Annotated in this window: 19 protein-coding genes and 2 tRNA genes; 1 reads left to right on the top strand and 20 read right to left on the bottom strand. The window is 55.6% G+C overall.

What is annotated here, in order from left to right; translation table 11 throughout:
• Positions 1 to 83 precede the first annotated feature (83 nt).
• The 3 genes from H5P17_RS01265 to H5P17_RS01275 are packed head-to-tail and all read right to left on the bottom strand — an operon-like array spanning position 84 to position 3,330.
• The gene (locus H5P17_RS01265; protein ID WP_182820908.1) at positions 84 to 1,226 is read right to left on the bottom strand and encodes an ABC transporter permease; all 1,143 of its coding nucleotides are present in this window, start codon (positions 1,224 to 1,226) and stop codon (positions 84 to 86) included.
• A complete protein-coding gene (locus tag H5P17_RS01270; RefSeq protein ID WP_044553971.1) occupies positions 1,223 to 2,377 on the bottom strand; it encodes an ABC transporter permease in 1,155 nt (384 codons plus the stop codon). The genes H5P17_RS01265 and H5P17_RS01270 overlap by 4 nt, the downstream gene beginning before the upstream one ends.
• Positions 2,359 to 3,330 carry an HlyD family secretion protein gene (locus H5P17_RS01275; RefSeq protein WP_182820910.1) on the bottom strand — a complete coding sequence of 324 codons (972 nt, stop codon included), beginning with the start codon at positions 3,328 to 3,330 and terminating at the stop codon, positions 2,359 to 2,361. Before H5P17_RS01275 ends, H5P17_RS01270 begins: the two co-directional genes overlap by 19 nt.
• Positions 3,331 to 3,554: 224 nt before the next feature.
• Here H5P17_RS01275 and H5P17_RS01280 point away from each other — a divergent pair, with 224 nt between their 5' ends.
• Positions 3,555 to 4,568 carry a luciferase-like monooxygenase gene (locus H5P17_RS01280; RefSeq protein ID WP_182820912.1) on the top strand — a complete coding sequence of 338 codons (1,014 nt, stop codon included), beginning with the start codon at positions 3,555 to 3,557 and terminating at the stop codon, positions 4,566 to 4,568.
• Between the two features lie 81 nt (positions 4,569 to 4,649).
• Here the strand turns inward: H5P17_RS01280 and yedF are convergent, their stop codons facing one another.
• The 17 genes from yedF to folP form a co-directional block, all read right to left on the bottom strand.
• Positions 4,650 to 4,889 carry a sulfurtransferase-like selenium metabolism protein YedF gene (gene yedF / locus H5P17_RS01285; protein ID WP_004952879.1) on the bottom strand — a complete coding sequence of 80 codons (240 nt, stop codon included), beginning with the start codon at positions 4,887 to 4,889 and terminating at the stop codon, positions 4,650 to 4,652.
• A complete protein-coding gene (gene yedE, locus H5P17_RS01290) occupies positions 4,886 to 6,100 on the bottom strand; it encodes a selenium metabolism membrane protein YedE/FdhT (RefSeq protein WP_044553968.1) in 1,215 nt (404 codons plus the stop codon). The genes yedF and yedE overlap by 4 nt, the downstream gene beginning before the upstream one ends.
• A 147-nt stretch (positions 6,101 to 6,247) precedes the next feature.
• Complete coding sequence (locus tag H5P17_RS01295; RefSeq protein ID WP_044553967.1) at positions 6,248 to 8,215, bottom strand: DEAD/DEAH family ATP-dependent RNA helicase; 1,968 nt, start codon at positions 8,213 to 8,215, stop codon at positions 6,248 to 6,250.
• On the bottom strand, positions 8,205 to 8,285 hold the full coding sequence (gene yrbN / locus H5P17_RS26805; protein ID WP_096335046.1) for a protein YrbN: 81 nt from the start codon (positions 8,283 to 8,285) through the stop codon (positions 8,205 to 8,207). Before yrbN ends, H5P17_RS01295 begins: the two co-directional genes overlap by 11 nt.
• 116 nt (positions 8,286 to 8,401) lie before the next feature.
• On the bottom strand, positions 8,402 to 9,286 hold the full coding sequence (nlpI, locus tag H5P17_RS01305) for a lipoprotein NlpI (RefSeq protein ID WP_012004952.1): 885 nt from the start codon (positions 9,284 to 9,286) through the stop codon (positions 8,402 to 8,404).
• 128 nt (positions 9,287 to 9,414) lie between these two features.
• Positions 9,415 to 11,532 carry a polyribonucleotide nucleotidyltransferase gene (gene pnp / locus H5P17_RS01310; RefSeq protein ID WP_020824956.1) on the bottom strand — a complete coding sequence of 706 codons (2,118 nt, stop codon included), beginning with the start codon at positions 11,530 to 11,532 and terminating at the stop codon, positions 9,415 to 9,417.
• 255 nt (positions 11,533 to 11,787) lie between these two features.
• Positions 11,788 to 12,057 carry a 30S ribosomal protein S15 gene (rpsO, locus tag H5P17_RS01315; protein ID WP_012004950.1) on the bottom strand — a complete coding sequence of 90 codons (270 nt, stop codon included), beginning with the start codon at positions 12,055 to 12,057 and terminating at the stop codon, positions 11,788 to 11,790.
• Positions 12,058 to 12,180: 123 nt separating this feature from the next.
• The gene (gene truB / locus H5P17_RS01320; protein ID WP_044553966.1) at positions 12,181 to 13,125 is read right to left on the bottom strand and encodes a tRNA pseudouridine(55) synthase TruB; all 945 of its coding nucleotides are present in this window, start codon (positions 13,123 to 13,125) and stop codon (positions 12,181 to 12,183) included.
• Complete coding sequence (gene rbfA / locus H5P17_RS01325) at positions 13,125 to 13,535, bottom strand: 30S ribosome-binding factor RbfA (protein ID WP_020824954.1); 411 nt, start codon at positions 13,533 to 13,535, stop codon at positions 13,125 to 13,127. Before rbfA ends, truB begins: the two co-directional genes overlap by 1 nt.
• 68 nt (positions 13,536 to 13,603) lie before the next feature.
• On the bottom strand, positions 13,604 to 16,291 hold the full coding sequence (gene infB, locus H5P17_RS01330; protein ID WP_020824953.1) for a translation initiation factor IF-2: 2,688 nt from the start codon (positions 16,289 to 16,291) through the stop codon (positions 13,604 to 13,606).
• A gap of 24 nt (positions 16,292 to 16,315) precedes the next feature.
• Positions 16,316 to 17,824 (bottom strand): transcription termination factor NusA, encoded by a 1,509-nt coding sequence (gene nusA / locus H5P17_RS01335; protein WP_004952855.1) that lies wholly within the window; start codon positions 17,822 to 17,824, stop codon positions 16,316 to 16,318.
• A 21-nt stretch (positions 17,825 to 17,845) separates the two neighbouring features.
• Positions 17,846 to 18,298, bottom strand: a complete 453-nt coding sequence (gene rimP, locus H5P17_RS01340; protein ID WP_071827073.1) for a ribosome maturation factor RimP — start codon at positions 18,296 to 18,298, stop codon at positions 17,846 to 17,848.
• A 217-nt stretch (positions 18,299 to 18,515) separates the two neighbouring features.
• Positions 18,516 to 18,592 (bottom strand) — tRNA-Met (locus tag H5P17_RS01345).
• A 60-nt stretch (positions 18,593 to 18,652) separates the two neighbouring features.
• Positions 18,653 to 18,739 (bottom strand) — tRNA-Leu (locus H5P17_RS01350).
• A gap of 77 nt (positions 18,740 to 18,816) precedes the next feature.
• The gene (secG, locus tag H5P17_RS01355) at positions 18,817 to 19,152 is read right to left on the bottom strand and encodes a preprotein translocase subunit SecG (RefSeq protein ID WP_020824951.1); all 336 of its coding nucleotides are present in this window, start codon (positions 19,150 to 19,152) and stop codon (positions 18,817 to 18,819) included.
• Between the two features lie 252 nt (positions 19,153 to 19,404).
• Positions 19,405 to 20,742 carry a phosphoglucosamine mutase gene (gene glmM / locus H5P17_RS01360; protein ID WP_044553965.1) on the bottom strand — a complete coding sequence of 446 codons (1,338 nt, stop codon included), beginning with the start codon at positions 20,740 to 20,742 and terminating at the stop codon, positions 19,405 to 19,407.
• 7 nt (positions 20,743 to 20,749) lie between these two features.
• Complete coding sequence (gene folP, locus H5P17_RS01365) at positions 20,750 to 21,583, bottom strand: dihydropteroate synthase (RefSeq protein ID WP_044553964.1); 834 nt, start codon at positions 21,581 to 21,583, stop codon at positions 20,750 to 20,752.
• Positions 21,584 to 21,604: the final 21 nt, after the last annotated feature.

A 21,604-nucleotide genomic window follows, 5' to 3' on the forward strand; every position in this document is an offset into this window, starting at 1 on the left:
TTCACGGACGTGATTATGCGAGACGGCGCGTCTGTCCACCTTGTTAAGGGTCAAGGAAATGGTGGAGCTCCCTTGCTGGAACGTTAATTAACCTGTCGTTTGCGGAACATACTGCGCAGCGCGACGCTGTTGCGTACGAAACCCACGCCGAAACCCAGCAGGGTGTAAATAATCCCCAGCACCAGCAGCATCGCCACGTCTCCCCACACTTCGTTCAGCGACAACCCCATCTGGTTAACCCCCGCGACGGCCTTGGTTGCCCAGGTGGAGGGGATGCTGTAGGAAATCGCCCGCACCCAGCCCGGCATCGCCTGCAGCGGCCAGATGGTGCCCGAAAGATAAAATATCGGCGTCGTAATAAACGCCAACGTCAGGTAGATCATTTCGACGCTGCGTAGGCACTCCGTCACCAGCTTGCCCAAGCCCAACACCGCCAGCAAGAACGGGAAGGTCAGCAGCAGAATTTCCGCAATGCCCGCCGTTTGCCGGTAGCCCAGCACCCACGGCCACAGTACAAACAGCACGATCGACAGGAACAGCCAGATCGGCAGCAACGCCGTCAGCCCCCCCAGATGCGCCGCCAACGGTGCTTTGCCACCGGGCATACTCTTCATGGCAATGCTGACTCGCACGCAGGCAATCAACAGCGAGTGCTGCAGCAGCATCACCAGCAGGCCGGGAAAGATGATCGCCGCAAAGCTGATGCCCGGGTTGAACACATCCAACGTCTGCCCGACGATCGGCGTCAGGATCACCTGCGCCTGGCGCTCGCTGAAACCGCTGCGTAGCAGCAACCCGTTGTTGTACTGGGTCAGTAACTGCTGATAAGCCGCCACCACATCCTGCTGGATCTGCCCGTTGGCCAGGCGGTTGGTCGCATCGCCATACACCGGCACCACGATATTCTGGCCGCTCAGGATCTTCTTCTCCAGATCCACCGGCATGATGATCACCGCAAACAGCTTACGCCAGCCAAGATCCCGCTGTGCCTGCTCCAGGCTGTCATAGGTTTCAATGGCAATTTTGGAGGTGGCGTCCAGCTGACGGATCAGTTGGCGACTGGCGGTGCTGTGGTCCTGATCGATGACGCCCATCGGCAGATCCCATACCGTGCGGTTGGCATAGACCATGCTCATGACGCACAACGACAGGATCAACATCAGCCACATCGGCCGCTCCAGCATCCCGAGCAGCACCCGGACGAAGGTTTGCCAATAAAGTTTCATCCTGCTCCCCCTTCTTTCAACAGCCGCGCCAACAGCCGGTTACGCACCAGCAGTGCTGTTACCAGCGGATAAATAGACAGCAACGCACAGACGCTGAAGATGGCGCTGGCAGGGACTTGCCGCAGGAATACGTCGAACATGGCGTACAACGCATGAGTTAACGGCTCAATATTGGAGATAATGCGCGCCGGCAGCGGCATCGACAGTTCCGGCACCGCCATGCCCGAAAAGGTCAGCGCAATACTCACCAAAATGGCGATCAGGCTGTAGGCGGTGATGGTGCTACTGGTAAAGGTAAACAGCAGCAGGCCAATGCTCTGCGCCGCCATCACGTAGAAGAAGCCAATCATCAGCATAAACAACGGATTGCCGCTGACGCGGGCGTCAAAAATGCCCACCAATGCGGCAATTTCAACCATCAGCAAGCTGGTGAAACATAAAGTGTACGGCGCCAGCTTGCCGAGCAGCGCCAGGCTGAACGGCCGAGCCTTCAGCAAGGATTTGCTGCGCGCCAGCACGTAGATCATGCAGGTCACCACGAACAGCTGCAGCAGGTGGATGGTGGCGGCAAACTGTTGATAATAGATGTAGCTGCCGCTGGCGTTGAATAAGCTGCCGTAGGAAAGCGTCACGTCTGCCAGGGGCGGCAAGGTTTTGCCCATTTCACCGGCGATAATGCTGCGGTAGCTGGCGTTGATTTCGGTCATCAGGCCGCTGAAGTCCTGGGTGGAATACAGCCCGGCACCGTAAAACAGCGCATTGTAGTACATCACCACGCTCGGCTGTTTACCTGCCAGCGCGTTGGCCTCAAAATCCGGCGGCACGTACAACAACGCATAATCCTGCGCGCTACGCAGGCGATGCAGCGATTCCTGCAGCCCACCGGGGTAAGCCTCGACGTGGGCGTGCGAACCGGCATCCAGACGGCGCGTCAGCGATTTGGATAACGGGCTGTGATCGCTGTCCACCACCGACACCGGCAGATCGAGCAAGGTCCCTTCCGAAAAGTTACTGCTGATCAGGCCAAACAGGATCAGCGGGAAGATCCAGCTCAGCCAGTGCACTACCGGGCTGCGAAAGGCAACCCGGCACTCGTTGCCAAACGCGTGACTGAAGCAGCGCCAGCCGGCCCTTACTCTTTCCATAGCCATAAGCTGCTCATCCCTGGGCGCAGGCCGTCTACCGGCTGTGACGGATACAGGCGCACTTCAAACGTTTTCAGATCGAAGTCCCCGGTAGCTCGGGTGGCACGTTTGGTAGCGTAGTCGCCGAGAGGGGCGATATAGTGCACTTCCGCCTCGATCATTTTGTCCTTCAATGCCGGTACCCGCATCTGGACTTTGTCGCCCTTGCGGACATGGGCCAAAATATCTTCACGTAGGTTAAACACGAAATAAGCGTCCGGTATGCGGATCAGCGTCAGTAACGGGCTGCCCGCATTCAGCAACTCCCCCACCTCTGCCGGTATTGGCCCGACTTCGCCGGTCACCGGGGCTAAAACCTGCAGGTCGTCCGTCTGGGCTTTCACCTGCAGCAAGTTTTCTTCCGCTGCTCGCAGTGCCGCAGCGTACTGCTGGCGTAATTCGACACGGTCGCCGTTAATCCCTTCGTCCAGGTTGGCCTTGGCCGCCTGCACCTGCTGGAAAGCGGTATCGCGCGCGCGGCGCGAACTGTCCAGTTCAGACTTCGAAATATAGCCTTTGCCGGCCACGCTCAGGTTACGGTTGTAGTCGTTCTGCGCGTTGCGATATTGGGCTTCGGATTGCGCCAGATTGGCACGCAGGTTGCGGATACTTTCTTCACGCGTGCCGTGCAACGACTGGTCGAGCTGCGCCTTGGCCTCATCGCGCGTCGCCTGCGCGGAACGCAGTTGCGCCATCAGTTCCGGGCTGTCGAGATGAATCATCACTTGCCCTGCCTGCACGTCGTCCCCACGCTCCACCAGACGTTCAATCACTCGTCCCTTAGCCTTGGAAGCCACAATCACCTCAGGTGCATCCACTTCGCCCTGCAACAGCAAATCCTGATTATGTGCGCGGAACAATATCGCCATGGCGATCGCCACCACCATCAACAGTAGGGTAAACAACGTCTTTTTTTTCATTCTCTCAGCTCCCTGAGCAGTAAGCGGCAGGTGAAATCATCATGTCCATATTTCAATAAACTCCCAAAAAAACCATTTTTCTCATGAGGATATCACAAGCACATATATCCTCTTTTATAACCATAAATTGGATTATGCTTTTAACACTAAAAGCACATTAAGCTTTGTAGTTTGCAGACTTCTGCAATCGCCCTTTAAGCGATCACCTTTTGATGGACGATGCCATGACTGAAAAAACTGCGGTACCCCTGTCGGTACTGGATTTATCCCCCATTCCCCAAGGGGCAAAGCCGCGTGATGCGTTTCACGCCTCTTTAGATTTAGCACAACATGCCGAAAAATGGGGTTATCAACGCTATTGGTTGGCGGAGCATCACAACATGACCGGCATCGGCAGCGCCGCCACGTCGGTATTGCTGGGCTATCTGGCTTCCGGCACTCAGCATATTCGCCTTGGTTCCGGTGGCGTGATGCTGCCTAACCATGCGCCGCTGGTGATCGCCGAGCAATTCGGTACGCTGGAGTCCTTGTACCCCGGGCGTATCGATTTGGGCCTCGGCCGCGCGCCCGGTACCGATCAGCGCACCATGATGGCGCTACGCCGCCATCTGTCCAGCGAGGTGGATAACTTCCCCCGCGACGTGCAGGAACTGCAACATTACTTCTGCGATGTGCAACCGGGCCAGCCGGTCCAGGCGGTTCCCGGCCAAGGATTGCATGTCCCTCTCTGGTTGCTCGGTTCCAGTTTGTACAGCGCGCAGTTGGCGGCACAGCTCGGCCTGCCGTTCGCCTTCGCTTCTCACTTTGCACCGGAGATGTTGTTTCAGGCGCTGAATCTGTACCGCGACAACTTCAAGGCTTCCGAGCAGTGCCAGCAGCCGCATGCGATGGTGTGCGTCAACGTGGTGGCCGCCGACAGCGATGCCGATGCGCGCTTCCTGTTTACGTCGATGCAGCAGCAGTTCATCAACCTGCGCCGCGGCTCGCCGGGCCCATTGCCGGCGCCGGTGGACAATATCCACGCGCTGTGGACCGCCGGAGAACAGTACGGGGTTGATCAGGCACTGCGCATGTCGATCGTCGGTAACGAAAATACCGTGCGTCACGGGCTGCAAACGTTGCTCAACGAAACCGGTGCGGATGAGATCATGGTTAACGGCCAGATCTTCGACCATCAGGCACGATTGCATTCGTTTGAGATTGTCGCTGGAGTAAAAGACACGCTGGCGAAAGGGTAAGTCAACGCCGGGCCGCTGGGCAATCATTTCCCTTCACGCCCGCCGTGCAAAACGGGGCAGCGCAATGCTGCCCCTGGCAGGTTAGCGTTGGATAAGATAGCGGATGGTTGGCCCATCCTGCTGAATATCCAGCACTTTGTAACCGTGATTCCGCGCGTCGAGCGGGATGTTGTTGATCGACTGCGGGCAGTCGCTGATCACTTCCAGGATCTCACCCGGCTTCAACTGCGGCATCGCCTCCAGCGTGGCCACTGCCGGATACGGACAAGGTTCCCCCAGCATATCCAACCGATAATCTGGCACTATCGCCGCTTGCTTCATGACACACTCCTCAAATTAACCACCTGCGCATCGGGTTTGGCGCGGAAAAAGCGTTTCTCCCACCACAGCATGGCGGCAAACGCCAACGCCAGCAGCAGGTAAGTCACCAGCAGGCCGCCGATCGGCCCGAAAGTGTCCAGCAGGTTGATCTTGTCGTAATCTGTGGCCAGCGCCGGGGCCAGGTCATCCCAGTAATAAGCCAGCAGGGTCGCGCCGATGATGTTACCCAGCCCCACCCACCAATAGTGCACCTGTCCTTCCACCGCGCGGTACATCCAGCCGGTTTCACAACCGCCGGCCAGCACGATGCCAAAACCAAACAGCAGCCCGCCCAGCACCGCATTGGGGCCGGCCCACATGATTTTCGGCGCGACACCCAACTGCACATAGCTGAAAATGCCGATGGCGCTCACCGCCATGCCGATGATGATCGCTTTCGCCATGTGCGTACGGCCGGTGATCCATAAGTCGCGGAAGGCCGAGGTGAAGCAGATCTGCGCACGCTCAATCAACAGGCCAAAACCTATACCGAACAGCATGGCGATCCCCAGCTTCGGCGCATCGAACAGCGTCCAAAGCGACCAGGCTACCGACAGGAAAAAAATCACCATGCCCAGACGGAAGCGGCGACGCGCCTGCTCAGGCTTTTGCGTCAGCGGCGCCGCGGCCTTCACCTTTTGTAATTTCACCGGGATACGGAACATCGGCAACAGGGTGAATTTGGCACCAAAGTAGGAGCCGGCCGCGGTCGCCAGCGCAAAGAACCAGGCATGCAGAGAGAACTGCGGTATACCGGTGAAGAACGCGGCCAGATTACAGCCCATCGCCAGGCGCGCACCAAAGCCGGCGATAATGCCCCCCATCAGCGCCTGCACAATGCGAATACGATGCTGTGGCTGACGCAGCTTGATGTTATTGGCCCACAGCGCGGCGGCGATACAGCCGGCGAACATGCCGATGATCATTCTGCCGTCGATGCGCTGCAGCGGCGTGCCCTCAAGGCCGATAACCTTGAAGTAGCCCCATTGCTCGGGGTGCAAACCGAACCACTGCAATACGTGGCCGCCCCAGCGGGTAAATTCGCCGGTTACCGCCCAGAAGGTACCGGTCAAACCGAAGTAGTAGGTGGAGAGGATCCCTGCGGCAATCACCGCGGGTAAAGGCGCCCAAAAGCGCACCAGGTATTGAGACTTGAACTGCTGCCAACTCATGGCATCTCCCGTGCGTAGTATCCATAAGAAAAAACCTTATAAATGATACGCCATTTTCCGCCATTTAACGGTGAATTTCAGGTATAAAAAAACCAGCCCGAAGGCTGGTTTCTTGGTCCGATTAACCGCAAGCGGTCAAATCAGATGTTATGCATCACCGAAACGGCGACGTGGTGCAGCCGGAGCGGCATCATCACGACGTGGAGCGCGTTGGCCGTCACGGTTGAAGTTACCGCCACGACGTTCGCCACCGTTGCCGGCAGGGGCAGCAGCACCGCCTTCACGACGATCGCCGAAAGAACGACGGCCTGGGTTTGCCCCTTCACGACGTTCGCCGTTGAATGGACGACCACCGCCACGACGCTCGCCGTTACCTGCACCAGCACCGCCTTCGCGACGCTCACGACGTTCATGCGGCTGTGCATCGCCCAGCAGTTGCATGTTCATCGGTTTGTTCAGAATGCGGGTACGGGTGAAGTGAGACAGGATCTCGCCCGGCATGCCTTTTGGCAGTTCGATGGTGGAGTGACCAGCAAACAGCTTGATGTTACCGATGTAACGGCTGCTGATGTCACCTTCGTTAGCGATCGCGCCAACGATATGACGAACTTCAACACCGTCATCACGGCCCACTTCAATGCGGTACAGCTGCATTTCGCCAACGTCACGACGCTCACGACGTGGGCGATCTGCGCCACCGTCACGGCTGTCTGGACGTGCGTCACGACGACGGTCGTTACCGCGGTCGTCACGGTCGTTGAATTCACGACGTTGACGTGGTTTGAACACGGGATCCGGTGGCAGGATCAGAGGACGTTCGCCCTGTGCCATTTTCAGCAGTGCCGCGGCCAGGGTTTCCATTTCCAGCTCTTCTTCCGGCTGCAGTTTAGCCAGCAGTGCGCGGTACATGTCCAGATCGCTGCTTTCCAGCTGTTGCTGTACTTTAGCGGCGAACTTGGCCAGACGACGCTCACCCAGCAGTTCTGCGTTTGGCAGTTCAACTTCTGGAATGGTCAGCTTCATGGTGCGTTCGATGTTACGCAGCAGGCGACGTTCGCGGTTTTCTACGAACAGCAGCGCACGGCCGGCACGACCTGCACGGCCAGTACGGCCGATACGGTGAACGTAAGACTCTGAATCCATAGGGATGTCATAGTTTACCACCAGGCTGATACGCTCAACGTCCAGGCCACGAGCAGCCACGTCGGTTGCGATCAGGATGTCCAGACGACCATCTTTCAGGCGCTCCAGGGTCTGCTCACGCAGCGCCTGGTTCATGTCGCCGTTCAGTGCGGCGCTGCTGTAACCGCTGCGCTCCAGCGCTTCAGCCACTTCCAGGGTCGCGTTTTTGGTACGTACGAAGATAATCGCCGCATCAAAGTCTTCCGCTTCCAGGAAACGCACCAGCGCTTCGTTTTTACGCATGCCGTGCACAGTCCAGTAGCTCTGGCTGATGTCCGGACGGGTAGTGATGCTGGATTGAATGCGCACTTCCTGCGGCTCTTTCATAAAGCGGCGGGTAATGCGACGGATCGCTTCCGGCATGGTTGCAGAGAACAGTGCGGTCTGATGTTCAGCCGGGATCTCTGCCATGATGGTTTCTACGTCTTCGATAAAGCCCATGCGCAGCATTTCGTCGGCTTCATCCAGCACCAGACCGCTCAGGTTAGAGAGGTTCAGGGTGCCACGCTTCAGGTGGTCCAGCAGACGGCCTGGAGTCCCTACTACGATTTGCGGGCCCTGACGCAGAGCGCGCAGCTGCACGTCATAACGCTGGCCGCCGTACAGGGCCACGACGTTAACGCCATGCATGTGTTTGGAGAAATCGGTCATCGCTTCAGCAACCTGAACCGCCAGTTCGCGGGTCGGTGCCAGCACCAGGATCTGAGGTGCTTTCAGGGAAGCGTCAAGGTTGTGCAGCAGTGGCAACGAGAACGCCGCAGTTTTGCCGCTACCGGTCTGTGCCATGCCCAGCACATCACGGCCGTTCAACAGGTGAGGAATACACTCAGCCTGGATCGGTGAAGGTTTTTCGTAGCCCAGATCGGTCAGGGCAGAAATGATCGGAGCAGACAGCCCCAGGTCAGCAAAAGAGGTTTCAAGCTCAGTAGTCATGTACACGTGCCTCATTAATAATGGCAGCCAGTCTACATAACTCGTCGAGAAAATTTTCAGTCATTTTCATTGAAAAGTGTGAACCGGCTCAAATTAGATTATAAAACGAACAAAAAAGCCCTCGCCCGTTAAGACGATAACTTTGGCAAAAAACCAATGTATATCAGGCTGATAGTTGTTCGTCAGCTATTGCTGGTCCGATTCCGATAGGTCGTCTTGTTCTTGGCCTAACAGCGCCAATTCCAACAATGCATAGCGGTGCTCAACGAAGTTATGAACGTTGTTAGCGACCGTCAGTTTGAACAGCGCCGAAGCGGTGTCCTTGTCCCCCAGACTTAGGTAATGCTTACCTAAATAGAAGTCAGTTTCACTGAGATGCTCAGCGAGCGAAGTGTTATCCGTTGCATCTGCCTTGAGCCTTTCCATCAGCGTTTTTTCACTGATGTTGCCCAGGTAGAATTCGACAATATTCCATCCCCATTGCCCTCGGTTCGCTTTGTCATAACGCTGCTGGAGCGCTACGTCAGCCTTCTTGGGATCGATTTCTCTTTCCACCAGATAAAGCCACAACGAACGGAAGGGATCGTTTGGGTCGTCTTGATAAAACGCCTGCAGATCATCCTGCGCCAACGGGAAGCGGCCGCCATAATACAGTGCGATGCCCCGGTTTAAACGCGCGTAATTGTAAGTTGGATCAAGCTCTAGTACAGAATCAAACGCTTCATAGGCAGCATCAAAATTGCCTGCCTGCGTTAAGTAAATGCCCAGGTAGTTGAAAACTTCTGGCATATCAGGACGTATCGCTAGCGCTTGCGAGAAATCATTGCGCGCCAGTGCACGTAGCCCGAGGCTATCATACAGCACACCGCGCTCATATAAAAGCTGCGCACGCTCATCGTCCGTCAGTGCCCGGCTGGCAAGTATTTGTTCCATGCGCGCCAGGATCACTTCCTGCTGCAGAGTTGGCTGCAACGGGATCGCCAAAACTTCGTCTTTACGCCAATCATGGTTGCTGCATCCTGCCAGCATGAGTGCTGTCGCAACGTAACACCAGCGCAAGAAAGGCTTCATTTCCCACTCCCGAAGACAAACATTGGATGAACATCCTTTCATCCGTTTGCTAATACGCAGGCATCCTACCCGCGCGATACGAACAGCTCCCAACCCCATGGCCGGGAGCTGTAAATCTATCTATACAGTTATTCTGCTTCAGGCGCAGGTGAACCTGCTTCTGGTGCGGTCGCTTCTTTGATGCTCAGACGCACGCGGCCCTGACGGTCAACTTCCAGTACCTTAACCGGCACTTCCTGACCCATCTGCAGATAGTCGGTCACTTTCTCAACGCGCTTGTCAGCGATTTGAGAGATGTGCACCAGACCTTCTTTACCGCCGCCGATCGCCACGAATGCGCCGAAATCAACGATACGGGTAACTTTACCCTGGTAAATACGGCCCACTTCGATCTCGGCAGTGATCTCTTCGATGCGGCGAATAGCGAATTTCGCTTTCTCACCGTCGGTAGCAGCGATTTTAACTGTACCATCATCTTCGATTTCGATGGTAGTACCGGTCTCTTCAGTCAGCGCACGGATGACAGAACCGCCTTTACCAATCACGTCTTTGATCTTGTCCGGGTTGATTCGGATAGTGTGAATACGTGGTGCGAACTGAGAGATATCGCCACGCGGAGTGCTGATAGCCTGTTCCATTACGCCCAGGATGTGCAAGCGCGCGCCCTTGGCCTGGTTCAGAGCAACCTGCATGATTTCGCGAGTGATGCCTTCAATTTTAATGTCCATCTGCAGCGCGGTGATACCGTCACGGCTACCGGCCACTTTGAAGTCCATGTCGCCCAGGTGATCTTCGTCACCCAGAATGTCGGACAGAACCACAAAGTTATCTTGTTCTTTCACCAGGCCCATTGCGATACCCGCAACGGCGGCTTTGATTGGCACACCTGCGTCCATCAGCGCCAGAGAAGCACCACAGACGGAAGCCATGGAAGAAGAACCGTTGGATTCGGTGATTTCGGAAACCACACGCACCGTGTACGGGAAATCTTCTGCTTTAGGCATCATAGCCAATACGCCGCGTTTCGCCAGGCGACCGTGACCAATTTCACGACGTTTAGGCGAACCTACCATCCCGGTCTCACCAACGGAGTACGGAGGGAAGTTGTAGTGGAACAGGAAGCTGTCGGTTTTCTCGCCCATCAGCTCATCCAGGTTCTGCGCATCACGAGCAGTACCCAGAGTGGCAGTGACCAGAGCCTGAGTCTCACCACGGGTGAACAGTGCGGAACCGTGGGTACGCGGCAGTACGCCGGTACGCACGTCCAGACCACGGATCATGTCTTTTTCACGGCCGTCGATACGCGGCTCGCCACGCAGCACACGGCTACGAACGACGTTTTTCTCAACGCTGCCCAGGATGTCCTGAATTTCAGACGCGTCCAGGGTTTCGTCTTGCGCCAGCAGGGTTTCAACAACGCTGTTCTTGATCGCATCTACCTGAGCGTAACGCTCTTGTTTTTCGGTGATGTGATAAGCGTCGCCCAGGCGGCCTTCTGCCAGTTCTGCAACGCGCGCGTGCAGCGCTTCGTTGACCGCAGGTGCCTGCCAATCCCACTTAGGCTTGCCGGCTTCGGCAACCAGGGAATTGATGTTCTCGATAACGATCTGCTGTTGCTCGTGGCCAAAGACCACCGCGCCCAGCATTTGATCTTCGCTCAGAACGTCAGCTTCGGATTCAACCATCAATACTGCGCCTGCGGTACCGGCAACCACCAAGTCCAGGCTGCTTTCTTTCAGCTCGTCGGTAGTCGGGTTCAGCACGTACTGGCTGTTGATGTAGCCCACGCGAGCCGCGCCGATTGGACCGTTGAACGGAATGCCGGACAGGCTCAGGGCCGCAGAGGCACCGATCATCGCAACGATATCCGGGTTAACCTGCGGGTTAACGGAAACCACGGTCGCAATGACCTGAACTTCGTTCAGGAAGCTGTCCGGGAACAGTGGGCGGATCGGACGGTCAATCAGACGGGAGGTCAGGGTTTCGCCTTCGCTCGGACGGCCTTCACGACGGAAGAAGCTGCCCGGGATACGACCAGCAGCGTAGGTACGCTCCTGATAGTTAACGGTCAGTGGGAAGAAGCTCTGGCCTGGTTTGGCTTTTTTCTGGCCAACTACGGTAACGAATACGGCGGTGTCATCCATGCTCACCATCACGGCGGCGGTGGCTTGACGAGCCATCATACCGGTCTCGATAGTGACGGTATGCTGGCCATACTGGAATTTGCGAATGATCGGTGTCAGCAAAATTATATCCTTAGATTAGGCGCGCAATCGTATTGACGACTCGACACGCCAGTGACTCGATTTGCCTTCTCACTACATCCTCGCGACTAATGACAATCCTCATCTCAAGCCTGAGACAAAGCCTCTCATTAGCCGCGCGAACCTCTGTAATGGAAGATCCTGTTTGGAAACATCAGTAATACATTAACCTGATTTGCTTATGCTTCCTAGAAGAAAGGGGCCCAAATAGGCCCCTTTCCGCTGAAACTCGCTAGATTAGCGACGCAGACCCAGACGCTCGATCAGGCTGGTGTAACGTGCTACATCTTTACGCTTCAGGTAGTCCAGCAGCTTACGACGCTGAGAAACCATACGCAGCAGACCACGACGGCTGTGGTGATCTTTTTTGTGCTCTGAGAAGTGGCCTTGCAGATGGTTGATCTGCGCAGTCAACAGGGCAACCTGAACTTCGGAAGAACCGCTGTCGTTAGTACCACGACCGAAATCAGCTACGATTTTAGCTTTAGCTTCAACACTTAGAGACATTGTAATACTCCAGATTATAGATAATAAATACAGGCGCCGATCTCTAATTCAGCAACCCAATGCATAAGCTGCGCCATTCTACCCTTAGCGCAGTGCGATCGCAAGGCAGTGCGTTTTCTACCCTCAGTCGAAATATTCGACTACCAGGCGGCGCGGTGCCACACGACCGTCATCGGCAATATCGCCCACGCCGATAAATTTACGCTCTTCACCTTCGGTGATACGAACCATGCCCGAGGCCGGCGCACCGGCAACCTGTACGGGCTGCCCCTGCTTAACGTATCCGGCAACCACCGGCAGCAAATTCACCTCCGGATAGTTCTCCACGGGACTGTCCATCGGCATCAGCAGCGGATCGAGCAGCTCGCCTGGCGCGACTTCCTGTACTTGTGCCTGCTCCAGCAATTCGTTCAGCTGTTCCAGCGTGACCATCCTTTCAATCGGATAGGTCGCCACCTGCAGACGACGCAGGTAGATCACGTGTGCGCCACACCCGAGCAGCTCACCGAGGTCGTCGGTAATGGTGCGGATGTAGGTGCCTTTCGAACAGTGAATTTCCAGCTCCAGCTCGTCCCCTTCCCAGCGGATAAACTGCAGGTCGTAAACGGTAATGCTGCGTGCTTCGCGTGGGACTTCGATACCCTGACGAGCATACTCATAGAGTTTCTTGCCCTGGTACTTCAGCGCCGAATACATCGAAGGCACCTGCTTGATATCGCCGCGGAAGCTGTCCAGTGCCGCGTCAAGCTGTGCCTGGGTGAAATTCACCGGACGTTCCTGCACGATCTGGCCGTCGGCGTCCGAGGTATCGGTGCGCTGGCCCAGTCGCGCAATAACGCGATAGCGTTTGTCGGAGTCGAGCAGAAATTGTGAAAACTTGGTCGCCTCACCGAGGCAAATCGGCAGCATGCCGGTCGCCAGCGGATCGAGCGCGCCGGTGTGGCCCGCACGGTTGGCGTTATAGAGGCGCTTTACTTTTTGCAGGGCGTCGTTAGACGACAGGCCCTGCGGTTTGTCCAGCAACAGGACGCCGTGGATATCACGGCCGCGGCGACGAGGGCGACTCATTAAGCCTCCTCGTCATCGCCTGATGCGGAACGGCGTTCGGCGTCGTTCTTCACTACGTTGGTCACCAGGTTGGACATGCGCATGCCTTCAACCAGGGAGTTGTCGTAAGCGAAGGTCAGCTCGGGCACCACGCGCAGACGCATGGCTTTGCCCAGCAACGTGCGGATGTAGCCTGAAGCGTCTTGCAGCGCTTTGATGCCGTTCGGCACCAGTTCCGGATCCGGGTTTTCGGTCAACACGTTCAGGAAGGTGACATAAACTTTGGCGTAGGCCAAATCACGAGAAACTTCTACACCAGAAACGGTAGCCATGCCGATACGCGGATCTTTGACTTCACGCTGCAGAATGATAGCAATCTCTTTTTGCATCTCTTGTGCCACGCGCTGACCGCGGCTGAATTCTTTTGCCATTATGGATTCTCCAGACAAATCGGGGGGCACAAGGCCCCCCAGAAAAGACTTAAGCAGATGTGCTAGCGTTAAGCGATGGTACGTTGGATCTCGATGATTTCGAAGACTTCGATCATGTCGCCGACGCGCACGTCGTTGTAGTTCTTAACGCCGATACCACATTCCATGCCGTTACGGACTTCGTTAACGTCATCTTTGAAGCGGCGCAGGGATTCCAGCTCGCCTTCATAGATAACCACGTTGTCGCGCAGAACGCGGATTGGGTTGTGACGCTTGATGTTACCTTCGGTAACCATACAACCGGCAATAGCACCGAATTTAGGTGATTTGAACACGTCACGCACTTCGGCCAGACCGATGATCTGCTGCTTGTACTCAGGCGCCAACATACCGCTCATCGCCTGCTTCACTTCGTCGATCAGGTTATAGATCACGGAGTAATAACGCAGATCCAGGCTTTCTGCTTCAATCACGCGGCGCGCAGAAGCGTCGGCACGGACGTTGAAACCCAGGATGATGGCGTTGGAAGCGGCTGCCAGCGTTGCGTCGGTTTCAGTGATACCACCTACGCCAGAACCAACAATCTTCACTTTCACTTCGTCGGTAGAGAGTTTCAACAGTGAATCCATGATGGCTTCACAAGAACCCTGTACGTCGGATTTCAGTACGATGTTCAGCTCGGAAACTTCACCGTCGGTCATGTTCGCAAACATGTTTTCCAGTTTAGATTTCTGCTGACGCGCCAGTTTAACTTCGCGGAACTTGCCTTGACGGTACAGCGCAACTTCACGCGCTTTCTTCTCGTCACGGACCACGGTCGCTTCATCACCGGCGGCAGGAACGCTGGACAGGCCCAGGATCTCAACCGGAATAGAAGGACCCGCAGAGGTCACTTCGCGGCCCAGCTCGTCACGCATCGCACGCACGCGGCCGTATTCGAAGCCACACAGAACGATATCGCCTTTGTTCAGCGTACCTTCCTGTACCAATACGGTAGCAACCGGACCACGACCTTTATCCAGGAAGGATTCGATAACTACGCCGCTGGCCATGCCGCTGCGTACTGCTTTCAGTTCGAGAACTTCGGACTGCAGCAGGATAGCGTTCAGCAGTTCGTCGATACCGGTACCGGCTTTCGCAGATACGTGAACGAACTGAGCTTCGCCGCCCCACTCTTCCGGCATAACGCCGTACTGGGACAATTCTTGCTTGACGCGATCCGGATCGGCTTCCGGCTTGTCAATTTTGTTCACTGCAACCACCAACGGCACCTGCGCTGCTTTCGCATGCTGGATAGCTTCGATGGTTTGCGGCATCACGCCGTCGTCGGCAGCAACAACCAGAACAACGATGTCAGTCGCCTGAGCACCACGGGCACGCATTGAAGTAAAGGCTGCGTGGCCTGGGGTATCCAGGAAGGTGATCATGCCGTTGTCGGTTTCTACGTGGTAAGCACCGATATGCTGGGTAATACCGCCGGCCTCGCCTGCTGCCACCTTGGTGGAGCGGATGTAGTCCAGCAAAGAAGTTTTACCGTGGTCGACGTGGCCCATGATGGTCACGACTGGCGCACGTGGCTCAGCCGCTGCACCGGTATCACGGTCGCTCATCAGCGCTTCTTCCAGCTCGTTCTCACGACGCAGGATAACTTTGTGGCCCATCTCTTCGGCAACCAGCTGTGCGGTTTCCTGATCGATGACCTGGTTGATGGTGGCCATTGCGCCCAGCTTCATCATCGCTTTGATGACCTGAGAGCCTTTAACCGCCATCTTGTTAGCCAGTTCGGCTACGGTGATGGTTTCGCCGATAATAACGTCGCGGTTAACCACCTGAGCTGGCTTGTTGAAGCCCTGCTGCAGAGTGCTTGGCTTACGCTTGCCCTTACCACCACGGGTAACGGCGCGCGCTTCTTCACGGTCTGCTTTAGACTCGGAAAGTTTGTTGCCTTTCTTCTGCTTGGTCGCTTTGCCACCACGAGTGCGGCTGCGGCGTTCGCCTTCAACTTTGGCGTCGTTTTCGTCTTCAGCTGCACGGGCGTGTTGAGAGGTGGTCACGTGGTAATCGGCTGTTTCAACCGCAGCGCTTGCTGCTTCAGCTTCGGCCCACTTCTCACCGTTCTCTTCGGCCATGCGGCGAGCTTCTTCCGCAACGCGTTTGGCGTCTTCTTCGACCTTACGGCGTACTTCCTCTTCCGCTTTACGTTTCAGTTCAGCGGCTTCGGCTTCACGGCGTGCTTTTTCTGCCTGAGCTGGCTTGGTCATTTCGTCGGTATGTTGATTCGTCACTTTTTCTTTTTCCGCTGAATTACGCTTAGCAATCTCCGCGGCCTCACGTTTGGCTTGCTCTTCGGCTGCGCGCTTCGCTTCTGCTTCGCGTTTCGCTAGCTCTTCCGCTTCGCGCTGTGCCTGCTCTTCCGCTTCACGCTGTGCCTGCTCTGCCGCTTCAGCCTGTTGGGCTTCTGGCGTATCGCGATTTACATAAGTGCGTTTCTTGCGGACCTCAATTTGCACCGATTTACTTTTACCGCCGGTGCTCGGAATATTCAAGGTGCTGCGCGTTTTGCGCTGCAACGTGAGCTTACCAGGCGCGCTACCGTGTTCACGGTTCAGGTGCGCCAGTAAGGCTTCTTTCTCATGTTGGGTTACAGAGTCTGTCTCAGACTTGTTAATCCCTGCATCAGCAAACTGCTGTACCAGGCGATCAACTGGAGTCTGAATCTCTGCTGCCAGCGATTTTACGGTTACATCTGTCGTCATGCTGTTCCTTCCTGCTACAGTTTATTACGCGTTGTCGCCAAACCAACAGATATTACGTGCGGCCATAATCAGCTCGCCGGCTTGCTCATCGCTAAGCCCTTCAATATCAGCCAGATCGTCAACACCCTGCTCGGCAAGATCTTCCAGCGTACAAACCCCACGCGCGGCCAGTTTAAAGGCCATGCTGCGCTCAAGACCCGGAAGGTTGAGCAAATCGTCAGCAGGTTTTTGGTCGCCCAGGCTTTCTTCTTGGGCCAGGGCCAGCGTGGTCAATGCAGCTTTGGCGCGATCGCGCAACGCTTCAACCATATCTTCATCCAGACCGTCGATTTCCAGCAGCTCTTTGATTGGCACGTAAGCCAATTCTTCCAGCGTAGAGAAGCCTTCTTCAACCAGTACGGTGGCGAAATCTTCGTCGATATCAAGATACTTGGTGAAGGTATCAATGGCGGCATGAGCTTCGGCCTGGTGCTTGGCCTGCAGATCGTCCGCCGTCATCACGTTCAGTTCCCAACGGTCGTCGTCACGATGTTGTTTTAACAGCTGGGATGCCAAACGCACGTTTTGGCCGTTACGGCCGATCGCCTGTGCCAGATTGCTGGCTTCAACGGCGATATCCATAGTGCAATTATCTTCATCAACCACGATCGAGGCAACATCTGCCGGCGCCATGGCGTTGATGACGAACTGCGCAGGGTTATCATCCCACAGGATGATGTCGATACGTTCACCGCCGAGCTCACTCGAAACGGCCTGAACGCGCGCACCGCGCATACCTACGCAAGCGCCGACCGGGTCGATGCGTTTGTCGTTGGTTTTCACTGCAATTTTCGCACGGGAGCCTGGATCGCGGGCTGCCGCTTTAATTTCAATCACTTCTTCGCCGATTTCCGGTACTTCGATGCGGAACAGTTCCTTCAGCATCTCGGCGCTGGAGCGGCTGACGAACAGCTGAGCACCACGGGCTTCGGGACGAACGGCGTACAGGATGCCGCGGATACGGTCGCCTGGACGGAAGTTTTCGCGTGGCAGCATGTCTTCACGGCCAATCACCGCTTCGGCGTTGCTGCCCAGATCCAGCGCGATGCTGTCACGGTTAACTTTCTTCACCACGCCGGTGACGATTTCACCTTCGTGCTGACGGAAAGCATCAACGACCATAGCGCGCTCGGCTTCACGTACTTTCTGTACGATAACCTGTTTCGCGGTTTGAGTGGTGATACGGTCGAAGGTAACAGATTCAATCTGATCTTCGATGTAACCGCCCAGCTCGATGCCTGGCTCTTCATACTGCGCAGCTTCCAGCGTGATTTCACGCGTTGGTTGAGTCACTTCATCTACGGCGACCCAACGGCGGAAGGTATCGAAATCGCCTGTTTTGCGGTCAATGCTGACGCGAACTTCGATTTCCTGCTCGTATTTTTTCTTGGTGGCGGTGGCTAATGCGGTTTCCAGCGCTTCGAAAATCTTCTCACGCGGAAGGGATTTTTCATTGGAAACAGCTTCAACAACAGCCAGAATCTCTTTATTCATCCTAGTTGCCTCATCCAAACTTTAAAAGTGGGGTACCAGGTTCGCTTTCTGGATATTGCTCAGCGCGAACACTTCATCTTTCCCTTCCACAGTAACCGTGATCATCTCGCCATCGACAGACTTGATAATGCCCTGCCATTTGCGACGGTTCTGTACGGCCATGCGCAGGACCAAGCTGACTTCATCACCGAGGAAACGAGTATAGTGTTCGGCGGTGAACATCGGGCGATCAAGGCCAGGAGAGGAGACTTCCAAGTTGTAAGCGACTGTGATTGGCTCTTCGACGTCCAATACAGCGCTGACCTGGTGGCTGACATCAGCGCAATCGTCAACATTGATGCCGTTTTCACTGTCAATATAGATACGGAGCGTCGATTGGCGCGCACGAATAAATTCGATGCCTACAAGTTCAAAGCCCAACGCTTCTACCGGTGCCGAAAGCATCTCTGTTAATTTTTGCTCTAATGTGGACAAGCCCACCCCCAAGACATAAAAAAAGGGCCTAATAGCCCAGTGATTCTGTTGCCAAATAACAAAAAACCCCGAAAATTCGGGGCTTTATGCAACTGGACCCTGTTTGCCGCTAAGCGGCTTCGGTGCAACTTTCTAACAAGTGTCATTTTCAAATGTTGATCGAGAAAAGCGGAATTCAATCGAAAAGTGTATTTGAAAATAAACACTTAAAGGAAAGTGGTTGCGGGGGCCGGATTTGAACCGACGACCTTCGGGTTATGAGCCCGACGAGCTACCAGGCTGCTCCACCCCGCGTCCGAAAACGTGGCAGATATTACGCCGATAATCGCAAAATTGCAAGTTATCTCTGGGATTTGGTACCGAGGATGGGACTCGAACCCACAAGCCCGTTAGGGCACTACCACCTCAAGGTAGCGTGTCTACCAATTCCACCACCTCGGTACTGATTCTTACTGCTAACGGCCGTTATTTTAATGAGGTAATAACAACCGTTTTCAAACTCTGTTACTGCATGCTGCTTACTGCGGGATGTCGCTGCTCGGCTTGGTTGGTGCTGCCGGCGCGGTAGTCTGCTCAGATTTCACTGGCTGACCCAGGTTTTCCCACTCGCTGCCTTTTTTGCTCTGGTTGGTGCTCAGGTTGCCCAGGATCAGACTGATGACGAAGAATAACGTCGCCAACACAGCCGTCATGCGGGTCATGAAGTTACCGGAACCGCTCGAACCGAACAATGTGCCAGAAGCACCTGCTCCGAATGAGGCTCCCATATCAGCGCCTTTACCTTGCTGCAGCATAATCAGAGCAACCAGTCCGATTGAGATCAGCAGGAAAATTACCAGAAGAGCTTCGTACATAGTTGTACCCGTATCCTTGCGGCTTCACCGCGTGCCAAATGCTTCACACCCCAAAGGCTTCTAATTCTATTAAGAAGTCGCAGGCGTTATATCAAACTGCCCACTGAAGCGGGTGTGAATACTAACCAAAGGCGCCAAACCACGCAAGGGCAATTTGCAGCCACCAGCGCGTTTGCGGAAAAAAACGCCAATAAAATTCGCAGGCTGTGATTTCCGAGGGCAGCGGTTGCCCCCGGATCGATCAAAAAAGCGTTAGCCCGCAGATTTCACCGCATCGGCAATACGATGTGCCAATGCCGTCACTTGCTGCTCGTCCTCGCCCTCCACCATCACGCGGATCAGCGGTTCGGTACCGGATTTACGCAGCAGTACGCGGCCACGGCCGGCCAGTTCGGCTTCAACCTGCTCGGTGATTTTACGCACATCTTCCGATTCCAGCGGGTTGTGCTCGCCGACGAAGCGCACGTTGACCAGGATCTGCGGCAGTAATTTCATGCCGCTGCACAGGTCGTGCAGGCTCATGCTGTTGCGGACCATCGCCGTCAGTACCTGCAGACCGGCAACGATGCCGTCACCGGTGGTGGTTTTGTCCAGCAAGATCACGTGGCCGGAGTTTTCCGCGCCAATACGCCATCCCAGCTCCTGCAGCTTTTCCAGGACGTAGCGATCGCCGACTTTCGCGCGAGCGAAGGGGATGCCCAACTGCTTGAGCGCCAGCTCCAATCCCATGTTGCTCATCAGCGTACCCACGGCACCGCCGCGCAGCTGGCCCTGGCGCAACCCTTCGCGGGCAATAATATAAAGGATCTGGTCGCCGTCGACCTTGTGGCCAAGGTGATCAACCATCATCACCCGATCGCCATCACCGTCAAACGCCAGACCGACGTGCGCTTTTTCCAGCAGCACGCGTTCTTGCAGTTGACGAACATCTGTTGCACCGCATTTTTCATTAATGTTCATGCCGTCCGGCTCAACGCCGATGGCAATCACCGTGGCACCCAATTCACGCAGTACGCTAGGCGCAATGTGATAGGTGGCGCCGTTGGCGCAGTCCACCACGATTTTCAGGCCCTTCAGGCTCAGTTCGCTCGGGAAGGTACCTTTGCAGAATTCGATGTAACGGCCAGCAGCATCGATGATCCGGCTGGCTTTACCCAATTCGGAAGATTCTACGCAGGTCAGCGGTTTTTCCATTTCAGCTTCAATGGCTTCTTCCACATGATCCGGCAGCTTTGCGCCATCAATGGAGAAGAATTTAATGCCGTTGTCGTAAAACGGGTTGTGGGAGGCCGAGATCACAATACCGGCTTCCGCACGGAAGGTACGCGTCAAATAGGCCACTGCCGGCGTCGGCATAGGACCGGTGAAAGAAGCAGACAATCCTGCAGCGGCAAGGCCGGCTTCCAGCGCAGACTCCAGCATGTAGCCGGAGATGCGGGTATCTTTGCCGATAATAATTTTACGAGAGCCGTGACGTGCCAGTACCTTACCCGCCGCCCAGCCCAGCTTCAGAACGAAATCAGGGGTAATAGGACTATCACCGACCTTGCCACGAATGCCGTCGGTACCAAAATATTTACGCTCGCTCATGTCTCTATCATCCCTTAGCTGAAATAGTTGCCTCGACGACACGCATCGCCTCGACGGTTTCTTTAACGTCATGCACTCTGACAATGTGCGCGCCCTGCATGGCGGCGATTACCGCACAGGCCACGCTGCCGATCATCCGCTGATCGGGCGGCACATTCAGCAGTTGCCCAATCATCGACTTGCGTGACATGCCGACCAACAGCGGCAGGCCGAAGTGATGAAACTCGAACAATCTGGCCAGAAGCTGATAATTGTGCGCTAAATTCTTACCGAAACCGAACCCGGGGTCGAGCAGCAATTTCTGATTTGTAATGCCGGCGGCATTACAGCGTTCAATATGATGTTGGAAAAAGGCGCTCACATCGCCAATAAGATCGTCGTAGTGCGGTGCCTGCTGCATGGTTCGCGGCTCACCCTGCATGTGCATCAGGCACACCGGCAACCCGCTTTCCGCCGCAGCGGCCAATGCGCCCGGCTCCTGCAATGAGCGAACGTCGTTGATCAGGTGCGCACCGGCCTGAGCCGACTCGCGGATCACCCCCGCTTTCGAAGTATCTACCGAGATAAAAACTTCAAAACGCCGGGCAATGGCTTCAACGACGGGGACTACGCGCGCGATCTCTTCGTCTTCGCTGACCTCAGCCGCTCCCGGTCTGGTCGACTCTCCGCCCACATCAATCATGGTCGCACCTGCCGAAATCAGCGCGTGCGCGTGCAGTAATGCCTGATTGAGCTGGTTGTGTTGGCCGCCGTCAGAAAAAGAATCCGGGGTCACGTTGAGGATCCCCATCACCCGCGGATGGGAAAGATCGAGAGTCATGTCTCGCACGGTTAACTGCATTGCTAATCCACCTTACTGTTG

Origin of the sequence: Serratia sp. OS31 (assembly GCF_014164835.1) — a bacterium.
In the GTDB taxonomy this organism is placed as follows: domain Bacteria; phylum Pseudomonadota; class Gammaproteobacteria; order Enterobacterales; family Enterobacteriaceae; genus Serratia; species Serratia liquefaciens_A.